The 12,500-nt window shown below is 71.5% G+C and carries 13 protein-coding genes; all 13 read right to left on the bottom strand.

The features are described 5' to 3' along the window. Window position 1 precedes the first annotated feature (1 nt). The gene (locus ACFWGZ_RS01675) at window positions 2-955 is read right to left on the bottom strand and encodes an iron-siderophore ABC transporter substrate-binding protein (RefSeq protein WP_382449515.1); all 954 of its coding nucleotides are present in this window, start codon (window positions 953-955) and stop codon (window positions 2-4) included. A gap of 25 nt (window positions 956-980) precedes the next feature. Then, window positions 981-1,799, bottom strand: coding sequence for an ABC transporter ATP-binding protein (locus ACFWGZ_RS01670; protein ID WP_382449514.1), 819 nt, complete (start codon window positions 1,797-1,799; stop codon window positions 981-983). Window positions 1,800-1,888: 89 nt separating this feature from the next. Beyond that, the gene (locus tag ACFWGZ_RS01665; protein ID WP_382449513.1) at window positions 1,889-2,281 is read right to left on the bottom strand and encodes a PPOX class F420-dependent oxidoreductase; all 393 of its coding nucleotides are present in this window, start codon (window positions 2,279-2,281) and stop codon (window positions 1,889-1,891) included. Window positions 2,282-2,292: 11 nt separating this feature from the next. Beyond that, window positions 2,293-2,922 (bottom strand): TetR/AcrR family transcriptional regulator, encoded by a 630-nt coding sequence (locus ACFWGZ_RS01660; RefSeq protein ID WP_382449512.1) that lies wholly within the window; start codon window positions 2,920-2,922, stop codon window positions 2,293-2,295. Between the two features lie 69 nt (window positions 2,923-2,991). After that, complete coding sequence (locus ACFWGZ_RS01655) at window positions 2,992-4,470, bottom strand: dihydroorotase family protein (protein ID WP_382449511.1); 1,479 nt, start codon at window positions 4,468-4,470, stop codon at window positions 2,992-2,994. Further along, on the bottom strand, window positions 4,467-5,903 hold the full coding sequence (locus tag ACFWGZ_RS01650) for an MmgE/PrpD family protein (RefSeq protein ID WP_382449510.1): 1,437 nt from the start codon (window positions 5,901-5,903) through the stop codon (window positions 4,467-4,469). Before ACFWGZ_RS01650 ends, ACFWGZ_RS01655 begins: the two co-directional genes overlap by 4 nt. Next, window positions 5,900-6,754 (bottom strand): cyclase family protein, encoded by an 855-nt coding sequence (locus ACFWGZ_RS01645; protein ID WP_382449509.1) that lies wholly within the window; start codon window positions 6,752-6,754, stop codon window positions 5,900-5,902. Before ACFWGZ_RS01645 ends, ACFWGZ_RS01650 begins: the two co-directional genes overlap by 4 nt. Then, window positions 6,751-7,971 (bottom strand): CaiB/BaiF CoA transferase family protein, encoded by a 1,221-nt coding sequence (locus tag ACFWGZ_RS01640; protein WP_382449508.1) that lies wholly within the window; start codon window positions 7,969-7,971, stop codon window positions 6,751-6,753. Before ACFWGZ_RS01640 ends, ACFWGZ_RS01645 begins: the two co-directional genes overlap by 4 nt. Further along, the gene (locus tag ACFWGZ_RS01635) at window positions 7,968-8,792 is read right to left on the bottom strand and encodes an alpha/beta fold hydrolase (protein WP_382449507.1); all 825 of its coding nucleotides are present in this window, start codon (window positions 8,790-8,792) and stop codon (window positions 7,968-7,970) included. The genes ACFWGZ_RS01640 and ACFWGZ_RS01635 overlap by 4 nt, the downstream gene beginning before the upstream one ends. Beyond that, window positions 8,789-9,769, bottom strand: coding sequence for an ABC transporter ATP-binding protein (locus ACFWGZ_RS01630; RefSeq protein ID WP_382449506.1), 981 nt, complete (start codon window positions 9,767-9,769; stop codon window positions 8,789-8,791). Before ACFWGZ_RS01630 ends, ACFWGZ_RS01635 begins: the two co-directional genes overlap by 4 nt. Continuing rightward, window positions 9,769-10,590 (bottom strand): ABC transporter ATP-binding protein, encoded by an 822-nt coding sequence (locus ACFWGZ_RS01625; protein WP_382449505.1) that lies wholly within the window; start codon window positions 10,588-10,590, stop codon window positions 9,769-9,771. Before ACFWGZ_RS01625 ends, ACFWGZ_RS01630 begins: the two co-directional genes overlap by 1 nt. Continuing rightward, window positions 10,590-11,450 (bottom strand): ABC transporter permease, encoded by an 861-nt coding sequence (locus ACFWGZ_RS01620; protein WP_382449504.1) that lies wholly within the window; start codon window positions 11,448-11,450, stop codon window positions 10,590-10,592. Before ACFWGZ_RS01620 ends, ACFWGZ_RS01625 begins: the two co-directional genes overlap by 1 nt. Further along, window positions 11,443-12,498 carry an ABC transporter permease gene (locus ACFWGZ_RS01615; protein ID WP_382449503.1) on the bottom strand — a complete coding sequence of 352 codons (1,056 nt, stop codon included), beginning with the start codon at window positions 12,496-12,498 and terminating at the stop codon, window positions 11,443-11,445. The genes ACFWGZ_RS01620 and ACFWGZ_RS01615 overlap by 8 nt, the downstream gene beginning before the upstream one ends. Window positions 12,499-12,500 lie beyond the last annotated feature (2 nt).

The following is a 12,500-nucleotide window of genomic DNA, read 5'->3' as shown; positions in this document are numbered from 1 at the left end:
GTCAGGCGAGTGCTTTCACGAACTGGTCGGCGATGCGCTCCACGGACTTCGGCCCGCCGAAGGTCCACGTGCCGGGCTCGAACTTGTGGACCTTCCCGGACGCCACGAACGGGAGCCGCTGCCACACCGGGTTCTGCGCGAGGCCGGTGGTGAAGACGTCGTCCTCGGAGGCGCTGTAGAACAGCGCGGTGTTCGGGTCGGTGAGCGCGGTCAGGCCTTCGACGTCGGTCTGGCCGAGCGCCCACTGCGGGTCGACCTGGCCGGTCCACGCGTTCTTCAGCCCGAGCGCCTCGGCGGTGTCGGAGACGAGCGAGCCCTTGCCGAACGGGCGGATGCTGACCGTGCTGCCCTCGAGGTAGCCGTCGGCCATGAAGAACGGCGTGCCGGCCTTGGCGGCCAGCGCCTTCTTGCCCTCGGCCAGCTTCGCGTCCATTCCGGACAGCAGCTCGTCCGCCTCGGCGGTCTTGCCGATCGCCTGGGCGATCATCTTCACGTCCTCGCGCAGCCGGTCGAAGTTGCGCGCGGCGTCGCTCGACTTCGTGACGACGACCGGCACGTACTTCTCGAGCTGCGGCACGAGCGTCGAGTCGCGCTCGGCGGCCATCACGACGACGTCCGGGTTCAGCGCCACGATCGAGTCCACGCTCGGCTCACCGCGCTTGCCGACGTCCTTGACGGAGGCGTCGAGCGGCACGGCGGCGTCCCACGTCTTGTAGCCCGCGGTGTCGGCCGCGCCCACCGGCATCACGCCGAGCGACGCGACGATCTCGGCCTCGCCCCACTCCAGCGCGACGACGCGCTGGGCGGCGGACTTCAGCTCGACCGCCTTGCCGCGCGAGTCGGTGACGGTGACCGAACCGCCCGCGTTCGCGGTGGACTGGCCGCTCTGCGGTGCCTCCGTGGTGCCGCAGGCGGCCAGCAGTGTCGCGGCGACCGCGACCAGGACGATGCGCATGGAAAAGACCTTCCGGGGAGGGGGTTCAGACTCGGCGGGTGTGTCTGCCGACCGGGCGGCAGTGCAGGGTTCCGGTGACCGGGTCGTCGGCGACGTGCACCACGACGCCGTACGCCTCGGTCAGGTGCTCGGAGGTGAGGACGTCGCGCACGGAGCCGCTCGCGAGGGCTTTGCCCTGCGACAGCAGGACGACGTGGTCCGCGATGATCGCGGCGTGGTCGAGGTCGTGCAGGACCACGCCGACCGCCACGCCGTGGTCGGTGGCCAGGTCGCGCACGACGTCGAGGATCTCGACCTGGTAGCGCAGGTCGAGGTGGTTGGTCGGCTCGTCGAGCAGCAGCACCGAGGTCTGCTGGGCGAGGCACGACGCCAGCCAGACCCGTTGCAGCTCGCCGCCGGAGAGCTCGTCGACGCCGCGGGCGGCCATCTCGGCGACGCCGGTCATCGCCATCGCCTCCGCGACGGCGGCGGCTCCGCCGGGGTCGGCGCCGCGCCACCCCGAGCGGTACGGGTGGCGGCCGTAGCCGACCACGTCCTCGACCGACACCCCGGAGGGCGTGGGCCGCTGCTGGGTGAGCAGGGTGACGTGCCGGGCGAACTCCTTGCCGGACAACGCCGATCCGCGCCACACGGCGCGTTCGCCGAGGTGCACCTCGCCGTCGCTGGGCCTGTGCAGACGCGCCAGCGAGCGCAGCACCGTCGACTTGCCGGACCCGTTGGGACCGACCAGGGCCGTGACGGCACCCGGCGTCATCTCCACCGAGACGCCGTGCACGACCTGGTGCTCGTGGTGGGCGAGCACCAGGTCCCGCCCGGCCAGCACCGCCCCGTCCGCCTCAAACATGAGGGGAGCCTAACTTAAGTGAGGCTACCCTGACTCAAGCGTGACGGACGGCACGTCCACTGAGGACGGCCGCGGGCCGGGAGGGCCGGTCAGGGCGTGTGCAGCCGGTCGACCTTCACGGTGAGCAGGACGCGCTGCTGCTCGCCACCGCCGAAACCGGGGTACGGCCGGCCGAGGTACTTCTGCGACAACTCGTCGATGTGCTCGCGGGCGCCGTCGGTGGTGACGTCCACGACGCTGCCGCGCAGCGCCCAGTACCGCGACGGCGCCTGCGGGTCGGCGATGCCGAGGGCGATGCGCGGGTCGCGGCGGAGGTTGCGGGTCTTCTGGTGGGTGTCGACCGTGTTGATGAGGACGTGCTCGCCGTCGGTGCCCGCCCAGGTCTGGGAGATCTGCGGCGACCCGTCGGGCATGAGCGTGGTGACGAAGCAGATCGCCTTGGCGTGGAGGACCTCGACGAGGTCGGCGGGCAGAGCGGTCATGGCGCGGGCCTTCATTTCTGCTGGTCGTGGTAGAGGTGGCCGATGACCGCGGCGTCCGGCGGGTCGCCGGACAACTCGGCGTGGCACAGGCCGGCGAGGGCGATCCGGAGGGCGCGGCGCCACAGCCGCGGATCGGCGGCACGGGTGGCGTCCAGGACGCTGCCGACCATGACGTGCACGGCGGCGAAGTCGGCCGGCGTCGCTCCGGCCGGGAGCTGACCCGCGCGGACGGCGCGGTCGATCAGCCCGGCGACCAGAGGGGTCATCCGCTCGTGGGCCCGCTGCACGAGAGCCGTGGCCTGGGCGCGGCCGCGCAGCAGCTCCCCCAGCCCCCTGCTCCGCGCCTCGATCTCGAGCTGCCGTTCGAGGAACCAGGTGAGCCCCGCCCACGCGTCCTCGTGCTCCGCCGCCTGTTCCGCGAACCCGATCACCACGTCGAGGTGCTCGCCGAAGAGCGCGTCGAGCAGGTCCTGCCGGTCCGGGAAACGACGGTAGATCGTGCCCATCCCGGTGCCCGCGGCCCGCGCGATGTCCTCGTAGGACACGCCGAGCCCGTCGGACGCCATGAGCTCGAACGCCGTCCGCAGCAACAACTGGCGGTTGCGTTCGGCGTCACGCCGCAGTGCGGGAACTCCGGTCACACCGCACGACACCAGACAAGTGGAAGAAGAATTCCAAGTTGAATTCTTCTTCCACTTCGTCCGTAGACCTCAGCCGGTCACACCCACCGGACGCGACTGGTACTGCCCGGACGGCTCGCCGACGATCTTGCCGTCCTGCAGCACCCGCGTGCCGCGCAGGAACGTGTCGGTGACCTTGGCCGTCAGCTCCTGCCCCTCGAACGGCGTGTACTCCTGGCTCGACTCGGAGTCCGCCGCGCGCACGACCCAGCGGTGGTCGGGGTCGACCAGGGCGATGTCCGCGTCGAAGCCGACCTCCAGGTTCCCCTTGTTGCGCAGGCCGTAGCGGCGGGCGGGTGCCGCGGTGACGAGGTCCGCGAGGCGGCCCAGCGGGACGCCCCGGCGGCGGCCCTCGCTCACCAGGCCCGCCAGCAGGTACTCGGTACCGCCGAAGCCGGACTTCGCGGCGAACACGTCGTCGCGCTGGTCGCCCTCGCCGAACTTGCGCTCGTCCTTGCAGCAGGCGTGGTCGCTCACCACCCAGTCGACCGTGCCGTCGGCGACGCCCTCCCACAGCGCGTCCACGTCGGCGCGTTCGCGCAGCGGCGGGTTGACCTTGCCGCCGAGGCCGCTCGCGGTGGTGAAGTCGGCGAGCAGGTGCCCGATCGTGACCTCGCGGCGGAAGTCGATGTGCGGGAACGCCTCCGCCATCCTCATCGCGGCGTCGAGGGCCTTGCGCGAGGTGAGGTGCAGCAGGTTGATGTTGGCCAGGCCGGTCTCGTGGGCGAGGTAGGACGCGATGGTGATCGCGAGGCCCTCCGAGTGGGGCGGGCGCGACGCCGAGTACGCCTCCAGGCCGGTGAGCTTGCCCTCCTTCTCGACGCGCTCGGTGTAGGCGGTCATGATCTCGGCGGTCTCGCAGTGCAGCGACAGGGAGATCTCCGCGGCGAGCTCCGGGAACCTCTCGCGGGCCGCCTGGATGCCGCGCATGACGAACTCGAAGTGCGCGTAGTCGTAGCGCTCGCCCTCCGGGATCATCAGGAAGTCGCTCTGGTCGCTCGACTTCCCGTGCAGGCCGTGCGAGCCGTAGAACATGAACACCTTGAACGACGGCACGCCGTGCTCGCTGATCAGGTTCGGGATCTCGTCGATGTGCTCGCTCATCATCGGCGCGAGGTGGAAGCCGTAGTCCACCCACGCGCGGCCGGAGACGGTCTCCAGCACCTCGGGGAAGAACGTGCCGTAGCTGCCGCCGCGGTTGAGGTAGTACTGGCCGGTGCGCATGTAGTTCAGCGCGGTCGTGACACCGCCCTGGGCGCAGGCGCGGCTCTCGGACTCCGAGTCGACGCCGAGCTCGTGGTAGATGCCCCAGTGCTGGTGGGCGTCGACGACGCCGGGGAACGCGAGCTTGCCGCCGCCGTCGACGACCTGCGCGGCGTCGGCCGCGGCGAGCTCGGGACCGAGCGCGGCGACCTTGCCGTCGCGCACGGCGATCGCGGTCCTGACCGGCTCGTCGGCACCGGGGAGCACCAGGTCGATGTTGTGCAGAACCAGGTCGTAGGCGGTCATCTCGTCTCCTCCGTGCTTTCGTCCTCGCGCCGTGCCGTCAGGCGCAGCAGGTGGTCCACTTCGGTCGTGCCGCCGAGGCCCGCGACCGCGTCGACCACGTCCTGGGCCGCCACCCGGCCCAGGACCGGGGCGGCGTTGTCGGTGAACTTGCGGGCGATCTCCTCGCCGGTCAGCGGGTTGTCCACGCCGCCGCGGTTGGCGAGGGCCTTCGCCGTCCACTCGCGACCGTCGCGGGACCTCGCCCGCACCACGGCCGGGAACTGGTGCGGGAAGATCGCCGTGCACTCGTCGTCGGCCACGACGGTCGTGCGGCGCAGCAGCTCCTGCCGCGCGGGGTCGGCGAGGTGCGCTGGCGCGTAGTCGGCCAGCTCCGCGCCGAGCCCGCCGCCCCCGAACAGGCCGACCGCGGCGGCGTAGGGCCCGCTGAACTGGGCCTCGTAGGGGGTGCTCGGCGTCCGCTTCTTCTCGATCGGGTCACCGACCGTCCGCACGACTGGCGCCGGGACGCCGATCTCCAGCGACTCGACGTCGCCCGGCGCGAGCCCCTGCTCGCGCAGGATCCCCGCCGCGTCGACGATCGTGTGCGTGAAGTGGTTGGCCGGGTAGGGCTTGAAGAAGATGCGCGGCACCTCCCAGTCGCTGCCCAGCCCGTCGGTGATGGCCTCCGGCCGGTACTCGCCGCGCAGGAACGCCTCGAAGAAGCCGAAGCGGCCCTCGAACACCGTCGGCGGCCCGGTGAAGCCGTGCCGGGCCAGCCGGGCGCTCGTCACGCCGGCCTGCGCGGCCCAGCCGCAGTGCAGGCGCTTGACGGTGCCGCCGGTGCGGTTCGCCTCGATGATGCCGGCGGACTGCGAGGCCACGATGCCGATCGCGTGCGCGATCTCCTGCTCGTCGGCGCCGCCGAGCAACGCCGCCGCGACCGCGCTGCCCACCGCGCCGCAGATCGACGTGGCGTGCTGGCCGTGCTCGAAGAACACGGAGTTGCCGCTCCGCGGGTCATAGCCCGCCATGCCGACGCGGACGCAGACCTCCAGCCCGGCGGCGACGGCGGCGATCAGCAGGTCGCCGCTCGCGTCGTTCTCCTGCGCCGCGGCGAGGGCCGCCGGGACGACGCTCGCGCTCGGGTGCAGCACGGACGGCAGGTGCGTGTCGTCGTAGTCGAGCGAGTGCGCAAGCACGCCGTTGGCGAACGCGGCGAGCGCGGCCGGCACCGGTGTGGCGTCCCCGATGACGTGCGCCCGCCCCGTGCCCCCCTGCTCGGCCACGAAGGCGAGCGCGGCGGCACTGGTGTCGAGCGCGCGGCCCGCGACGCACAGCCCCAGCACGTCGAGGATCCGGTGCCGCACACTCGCCCCGACCTCCGGCGGCACCTCGCCGGCGGCGGTCTTGACCGCGAACCGGGCGATGGTCTGGCTCAGCGTCGGCGCGGTCACGCGGCCACCCCCGGCACGACGGCGAGCGGCCGGACGGGAGAACCCGTGGCACCCACCAGCTTGAGCGGCGACAGCACGAACAGGAACTCGTGCACCCCGGCGGAGGCCAGCTCCTCCAGGTCCATCGTCTCGATGATGTGGATGCCCTTCTCGACGAGCAGCACGCGGTGGGCGGGCAGCAGGCTGTGTCCCTGGCCGGGAGCCAGGCGTTCGAACGCGATCGTGTCGGCGCCGGCCGCGTGCACGTCCAGCCCGGCGAGCCAGTAGGCGCCGTTCTCGCTGATGCCGGGCACCCCGCTGTCGTGGCCGGTGTAGACCTCGGCGCCGGCGGTGAAGTGCTCACCCCACCCGCTGCGGATCAGCACGACGTCCCCTTGGCGCACCTCGGTTCCCTGCGCCAGCGCGGTCTTGGCGAGGTCGTCCGGGGTGATCTCGTAGCCGGGGTCGCAGCGCGGCAGGCCGAGGGCCCGCGGCACGTCGAGCAGGACGCCCCGGCGGAACATGGGCAGGATCGTCTCGGCGCCGAGCGAGCTCATCGTGCCGCCGCGCTGCGCCTCGTCCGCCCGCACGCCGCCGAACATCAGACCGTTGTGCGACACGTGGGAGAACGCGTCGATGTGCGTGCCGACGTGCGTGCCGAGCGAGATGTGGTCCGCCGCGGCGGACCCGCCGTCGGCGCGGACCATGTCGCCGTGCCTGCGGGGCAGCGTGTGCCAGTAGGGCGGGTGGTTGGGCGACTGCGGCATGCCCCGGTACAGCGGCCGGCCGAGGTCGAAGACCCGGACTCCCGCTCCCAGCGCGGTGTCCAGCCACGTCGCCGTGTCTGCCCTGGTCGCCTCGTTGACGCTCATGCGATCACACCCCGCTCGCGCATTCCATCGATCTCCGCCGCCTCGTACCCGAGCTCCTTCAGCACGGGGTCGGTGTCCGCTCCGAGGTCGCCGCCGGTCCGCCCGATCCGCCCCGGCGTCCGGGACATGCCCCACATGACGTCGTGCATCAGCACGTCGCCGAGCTTGTCGTCGGCGACCTTGCGCAACATGCCGGTCGCCCGGACGTGCTCGTCCGCCGCGAGGTCGGCCGCGTCGTAGACCGGTGCCACGGCCGCGCCGGCGGCGGTGAACTGCTCGATCACCTCGGCACGGGTGCGCTCGCCGATCCAGGCGGACACGTGGCCGTCGAGCAGGTCGGCGTGCAACGCCCGCTGCCCGCCGGTCGCGAACCACGGCTCGTCGATCACCTCGGGGTGCCCGACGAGCCGCATCACGCGTTCGGCGATGCTTTGCGCGCTGGTCGACACGGCGACCCAGCGGCCGTCACTGGTGCGGTAGGTGTTGCGGGGCGCGTTGTTGAGCGACCGGTTGCCGCGCCGCTGCTCGACCACGCCGAGCTGGTCGTAGACCGTCGGTCCCGGGCCCACCGCGGTCATCAGCGGCATCAGCAGGTTCATGTCGACGACCTGGCCGACACCGGGCGACTTCGTGTCGCGCTCCCACAGCGCCATCATCGTCGCGCCCACCGCGGCCACCCCGCACAGCGAGTCGGCCAGCCCGAACGCGGGCAGCGTCGGCGGTCCGGCGGGATCACCGGTGAGGTGCGCGAACCCGCTCATCGCCTCGGCGAGCGTGCCGAAGCCGGCACGGGCGGCGTACGGGCCGGTCTGGCCGAACCCCGTCACCCTGACCACGATCAGCGCCGGGTTGCGCCGCCACAGGTCCTCGGGCCCGATCCCCCAGCGCTCGAGCGTGCCGGGCCGGAAGTTCTCGACCAGCACGTCGGCGGTCTCCACCAGGCGCAGCAGCAGCTCCGCGCCCTCCGGCTTCGACAGGTCCGCCGCCACGAGGCGCTTGTTGCGGGAGATCTCCTTCCACCACAGCGGTTCCCCGTCCTTGGCCGGACCGTGGCCGCGCATCCCGTCGCCGCGCTTCGGGTGCTCGATCTTGACCACGTCCGCGCCGTAGTCCCCCAGCAGCTGGCAGCACAGCGGACCGGCGAGGATCGTGGAGGCGTCCACGACCTTTACCCCGGTCAGCGGGCCATCGCTGTGAGCGGGTGTCGTCTCGCTCATGCGGTCATGGCTCCCCTCGGTTCGATGACCTCGCGCAGGACGCGGCAGAACGTCTCCGGGTCCTGTTCCGCGAGGAAGTCCGTCGCACCCGGCACCACGACGGCGCTGCGGTGCCTGATCAGCTCGACTGCTCTCGGGTGCATGTGCGCGATCCGGTCGGCGGAGCCCGCCAGCAGCAGGGCGACCTCGCCCGCCGCCGCCACCGAGTCGCGCAGGTCGTGCCGCCAGATCGCGCGGTACGACGGGGCGAAGTCCGAGCCCGCGTGCAGGTAGTCCCGCACGAGCTCGGTCACGAAGTCCGGGTCCGCCCACGGGTACTCCCCCAGCACGCGGTTCCAGATCCAGGTCAGGTGGGCGCCGTCGGCGGTGGCCGTCCACTCCGGCGCGAACGACGTCAGGCGATCGGCGCGCTCGTCCTCGGTGTAGACGGGAACCCCGTGCAGGACGACGCCTTTCGCGACGCCCGGCCGCCGTGCCGCCGCGTGCAGGGCGAACACCGCGCCCGTCGCACGCCCGAACAGCCACGGGTTGTGCGCGCCGAACGCGTCCGCGACGAACCACGCCACGTCCGCGTAGTCGTCGACGGTCCAGTCCTGCGGCGGCGGGTCGGACTCGCCGTAGCCGGGCGTGTCCACCGCGATCGGCACGCAGAACTCCGCGAGCCCGTCGAGCACCCTGCGGTACCGGCGCGCCGACAGCGGGCTCTGGTGCAGCAGCACCAGCGGCGGCAGCCCGGCCGCCAGCTGGGTGGACAGCGGCAGCTCGCCGGCGGTGAGGAAGTGCACCGCACCCCACGGAGCGCTGAGGTAGCCGCCCTTCATCGCGCTCCGCCGAGCTCCGCGGGCTCTCGGTCCACGTCCGCGCGCAGGCACGCCACGTCGTGCCGGTCGGCCACCGGCAGCAGGTCCACCGGCCACGTCGAGCACTCGGGCATCTCGACCGGGCACCGTCCACTGAGGACGCACTTGGTCGGCGCCTTCGACGGGTTGGGGATCTCGCCCCGCAGCGGCACGTGCTCCCGCCGCTGCCCCACCACCGTGCTCAGCGTCGCCGACAGCAGCGCCTTGGTGTACGGGTGGCGCGGGTTGGTGAGCACCTCCTGCGTCGGTCCCTGCTCCACGACCTTGCCGAGGTACATCACGGCGACGCGGTCGCTGATCAGCCCGACGGTCGCGAGGTCGTGGGAGATGAAGACGTAGGAGATCTCCCGTTCGCGCTGCAGGTCCCGCAGCAGGTCGAGCACGCGCGCCCGCACCGAGACGTCCAGCGACGACGTCGGTTCGTCGAGCACCACGAGCTCGGGCTCGGTGATGATCGCCCTGGCGATGCCGATGCGCTGCTGCTGGCCGCCGCTGAGGTTGCGCGGCAACCGGCCGGCGTGCTCGGCGGTGAGGCCGACGCGTTCCAGCATCGCGACCACGGCGTCCCTGCGCTGGGCTCGGGAGAGCTCCGGCCGGTGGATGAGCAGCGGCTCGGCCACGATGTCGCCGACCTTGATGCGCGGGTTGAGCGACTCGTACGGCTCCTGGAACACCACCTGGATCCGCGAGCGCAGCGCCCGCATCTCCTTCTTGCTCAGCGATCCCAGCGCGACGCCGTCGAAGACCACGTCGCCCGAGGTCGGCTTGATCAGCCCGAGGGCGACCCTGCCGAGCGTGGACTTGCCCGACCCGCTCTCGCCGATGACCGCGACCGTCTCGCCCTTGCCCACCGACAACGAGACACCGTTGACGGCGTGGACCTCCTTGCCGCCGCGCCGGAACACCTGGCGCACGTCCTGCAGTTCCATGATGCTCATCAGCGGTGCACCTCCGGGCCGGACAGGCTGGGGACGGCGGCCCACGGAGCGGGCGGCACGGCGGCGAGCAGCTGCCGGGTGTAGTCGTGCGAAGGGTTCGAGAACACGTCGGCGACGAGCCCGGTCTCGACGACCTTCCCCGACTTCATGACCACCACGCGGTGGCAGTACTGGGCGACGACACCGAGGTCGTGCGTGACCAGCAGCAGCGACCGCCCGCCCTGCTTCACCTGGGCGTCGATGAGGTCGAGGATCTGCCGCTGCACGGTCACGTCCAGCGCCGTCGTCGGCTCGTCGGCGATCACCAGCGACGGGTCGTGCAGCATGGCGAGCGCGATGACGACGCGCTGGGCCATGCCGCCGGACAGTTCGTGCGCGTACCCGCGCAGCACCCGTTCCGGCCCGCGCACCTGCACCGACTCGAGCCGTTCGACGGCCAGGTCCCGCAGGGCCGCGCGGCTGATCTTGCGGTGCGCCCGCACGACGTTGCGGAACTGCTTCTCGATCGACAGCACGGGGTTGAGCGAGCCGAACGGGTTCTGCGCGACGAACCCGATCCGCGCGCCCCGGATCTCGCGCAACCGGCTGCGGTGCAACCGGATCAGGTCGGTGCCCTCGAACTCCGCGCTGCCGCCCACCACCTTGCCGTAGGACGGCAGCAGCCCGAGGACCGAGCGGATGGTCACGGACTTGCCGGACCCGGTCTCGCCGACGATCCCGACGGCCTCGCCGGCCGGCACCTCGAACGTCACGTCCTCGATCGCCCTGACCACGCCCGCGCGGCCGCGGAACTGGGAGGTCAGTCCTGTCACCCTGAGCATCAGCTGCCCTCCACCTGTCGCTGGATGCCGTTCGCCAGCATGTTGAGGCTCGCGATGGCGATGAAGATCGCCACACCGGGCCAGATCGCGATCCACCACTGCCCGGTCGAGATCGCCTGGGCGCCCACCTGGACCATCGACCCCCACGTGGGGGTGGGCGGGGAGACGCCGATGCCGAGGAAGTTCAGCGCCGCGATCACGATCACCGCGTTGGCGGTGGTGAGCGAGCACTGCACCAGGCAGACGTCCACGACGTTCGGCATGATGTGGCGGAACACCACGCGCCTCGGCCGCGCCCCGGTCGCGATGGCGGCCTCGATGAACCGGCCGTCGCGAATGGACAGCGCCTCACCGCGGATCAGCCGGATGAACCGCGGACCGTTGATGATCACGATGGCGTAGAGGATGTTCTGGATGTCGTTGCCGGTCAGCGACACGATCGTCACCGACAGCACGATCAGCGGGAACGACTGGAACGCGTCGAGGGCGCGCATGAAGCCCTCGCTCCACTTGCTCTTCACGCTCAGCGGCAGGCCGATCAGCAGGCCGATGACGAGCGAGGCGAGCGTGCCCATCAACGCGAGCGGCAGGTCGCTGCGGCCGGCGGCGATGACCCGTGAGAAGACGTCGAACCCGTTGGCGTCCGTGCCGAAGATGTACTCCCCCGAGGGGGCTTGGAGCACCGCGGTCGGGTCGGGCGTCATCGGGTCGTGCGGCAACGGCGCCAGGAACGAGGCGAGCAGCATGAAGAGCAGCAGTCCGCCGCCCGCCACGATGCCGGGGCTCGCCCGCACGTAGTTGACGCTGCGGGAGAAGAACGGCGCGAAGAAGGGCTGCCGGAGCCCGGCCGGGTTACTCATAGCTCACCCTCGGGTCGAGGAAGAGGACCACCAGGTCCAGCAACAGGAACAGGGTCAGCGTGAGCAGACCCGCCGTGACGACGAAGCCCTGGATGATCGGCACGTCGACCTTGAGCACACCGTCGAGCGCCCACTGGCCCATGCCGCGCCAGTTGAAGACGCGTTCGACGATCGCGGCGCCGCCGAGCAGCGAGCCGAACAGGATCGCGATGTAGGTGACGACAGTCGTGCGCGACGCGGCGAACGCGTAGTAGACGACGGTCCGTTCGCGCAGGCCGCAGGCGCGGGCGAACTCGACCTGCGGGGTGGTGAGCGCGGTGCCCATGCTGCCGCGCGCCGTCTTCGCGAAGTACGAGGCGTACACGAGTCCCAGCGACAGCACGGGAAGCGCCGCGTGCGAGACCGCCTCGCCGAGCGTCGTCCAGTCACCGGTGAAGAAGCTGCTGATGATCAGGAACGGCGTGTCGTCCGCCGAGCCCGACTCGATCGGCAGCCGCCCGATCGGCGCCGGCGCCCAGCCGAGCAGGAAGAAGAACACGTAGATGCCGACCAGGGCCAGGAAGAAGTCGGGGACCGACTGCAGCACCGAGGTGACACCGCTCATGATCCGGTCCGGGACGCGGCGGGCGAAGTACGCGCCGACGACGCCGATCGCCATGCCCAGGCCGATCGCCAGCAGCAGTGCGAAGAACACGAGCTCCAGGGTGTTCGGCAGGAACTTCCCGATCTCGTGCAGGATCGGCTCGTTCGTGAAGAACGACGTGCCGAGGTCGCCCTGCAGCAGGTTGCCCCAGAAGGAGAAGTACCGCTCCAGCAACGGCTTGTCGAGGCCGAGCTGGCTGTTGACGTGGGCGATCTGCTCCTTGGTCGCGAAGTCGCCGAGGATCGTGATCGCCGGCTCGCCGGGGATGAGGAACACCAGGAAGAACGAGACGCTGCCGAGCACGAACAGCGAGACCGGCACGATGGCGATCCGCTTGAGGACGTAGCGCAGCAGCGGGCGCCGCTTCTTCTCCCTGGCCACGGCCGGAGCGGGTCCGGCCTGCATTG

This window comes from Lentzea sp. NPDC060358, assembly GCF_042725365.1.
In the GTDB taxonomy this organism is placed as follows: Bacteria; Actinomycetota; Actinomycetes; order Mycobacteriales; family Pseudonocardiaceae; genus Lentzea.
The sequence above is the reverse complement of the archived record's forward strand: the minus strand, read 5'-3'. Positions and strand labels throughout refer to the sequence as shown.

What these genes read in the sequence shown, in the direction of transcription:
- ACFWGZ_RS01670 (WP_382449514.1), bottom strand. Translation starts at nt 1,799, where the DNA reads ATGTTTGAGGCGGACGGGGCGGTGCTGGCCGGGCGGGACCTGGTGCTC.
- ACFWGZ_RS01645 (WP_382449509.1), bottom strand. Translation starts at nt 6,754, where the DNA reads ATGAGCGTCAACGAGGCGACCAGGGCAGACACGGCGACGTGGCTGGAC.
- ACFWGZ_RS01620 (WP_382449504.1), bottom strand. Translation starts at nt 11,450, where the DNA reads ATGAGTAACCCGGCCGGGCTCCGGCAGCCCTTCTTCGCGCCGTTCTTC.
- ACFWGZ_RS01655 (WP_382449511.1), bottom strand. Translation starts at nt 4,470, where the DNA reads ATGACCGCCTACGACCTGGTTCTGCACAACATCGACCTGGTGCTCCCC.
- ACFWGZ_RS01675 (WP_382449515.1), bottom strand. Translation starts at nt 955, where the DNA reads ATGCGCATCGTCCTGGTCGCGGTCGCCGCGACACTGCTGGCCGCCTGC.
- ACFWGZ_RS01615 (WP_382449503.1), bottom strand. Translation starts at nt 12,498, where the DNA reads ATGCAGGCCGGACCCGCTCCGGCCGTGGCCAGGGAGAAGAAGCGGCGC.
- ACFWGZ_RS01665 (WP_382449513.1), bottom strand. Translation starts at nt 2,281, where the DNA reads ATGACCGCTCTGCCCGCCGACCTCGTCGAGGTCCTCCACGCCAAGGCG.
- ACFWGZ_RS01640 (WP_382449508.1), bottom strand. Translation starts at nt 7,971, where the DNA reads ATGAGCGAGACGACACCCGCTCACAGCGATGGCCCGCTGACCGGGGTA.
- ACFWGZ_RS01635 (WP_382449507.1), bottom strand. Translation starts at nt 8,792, where the DNA reads ATGAAGGGCGGCTACCTCAGCGCTCCGTGGGGTGCGGTGCACTTCCTC.
- ACFWGZ_RS01625 (WP_382449505.1), bottom strand. Translation starts at nt 10,590, where the DNA reads ATGCTCAGGGTGACAGGACTGACCTCCCAGTTCCGCGGCCGCGCGGGC.
- ACFWGZ_RS01630 (WP_382449506.1), bottom strand. Translation starts at nt 9,769, where the DNA reads ATGAGCATCATGGAACTGCAGGACGTGCGCCAGGTGTTCCGGCGCGGC.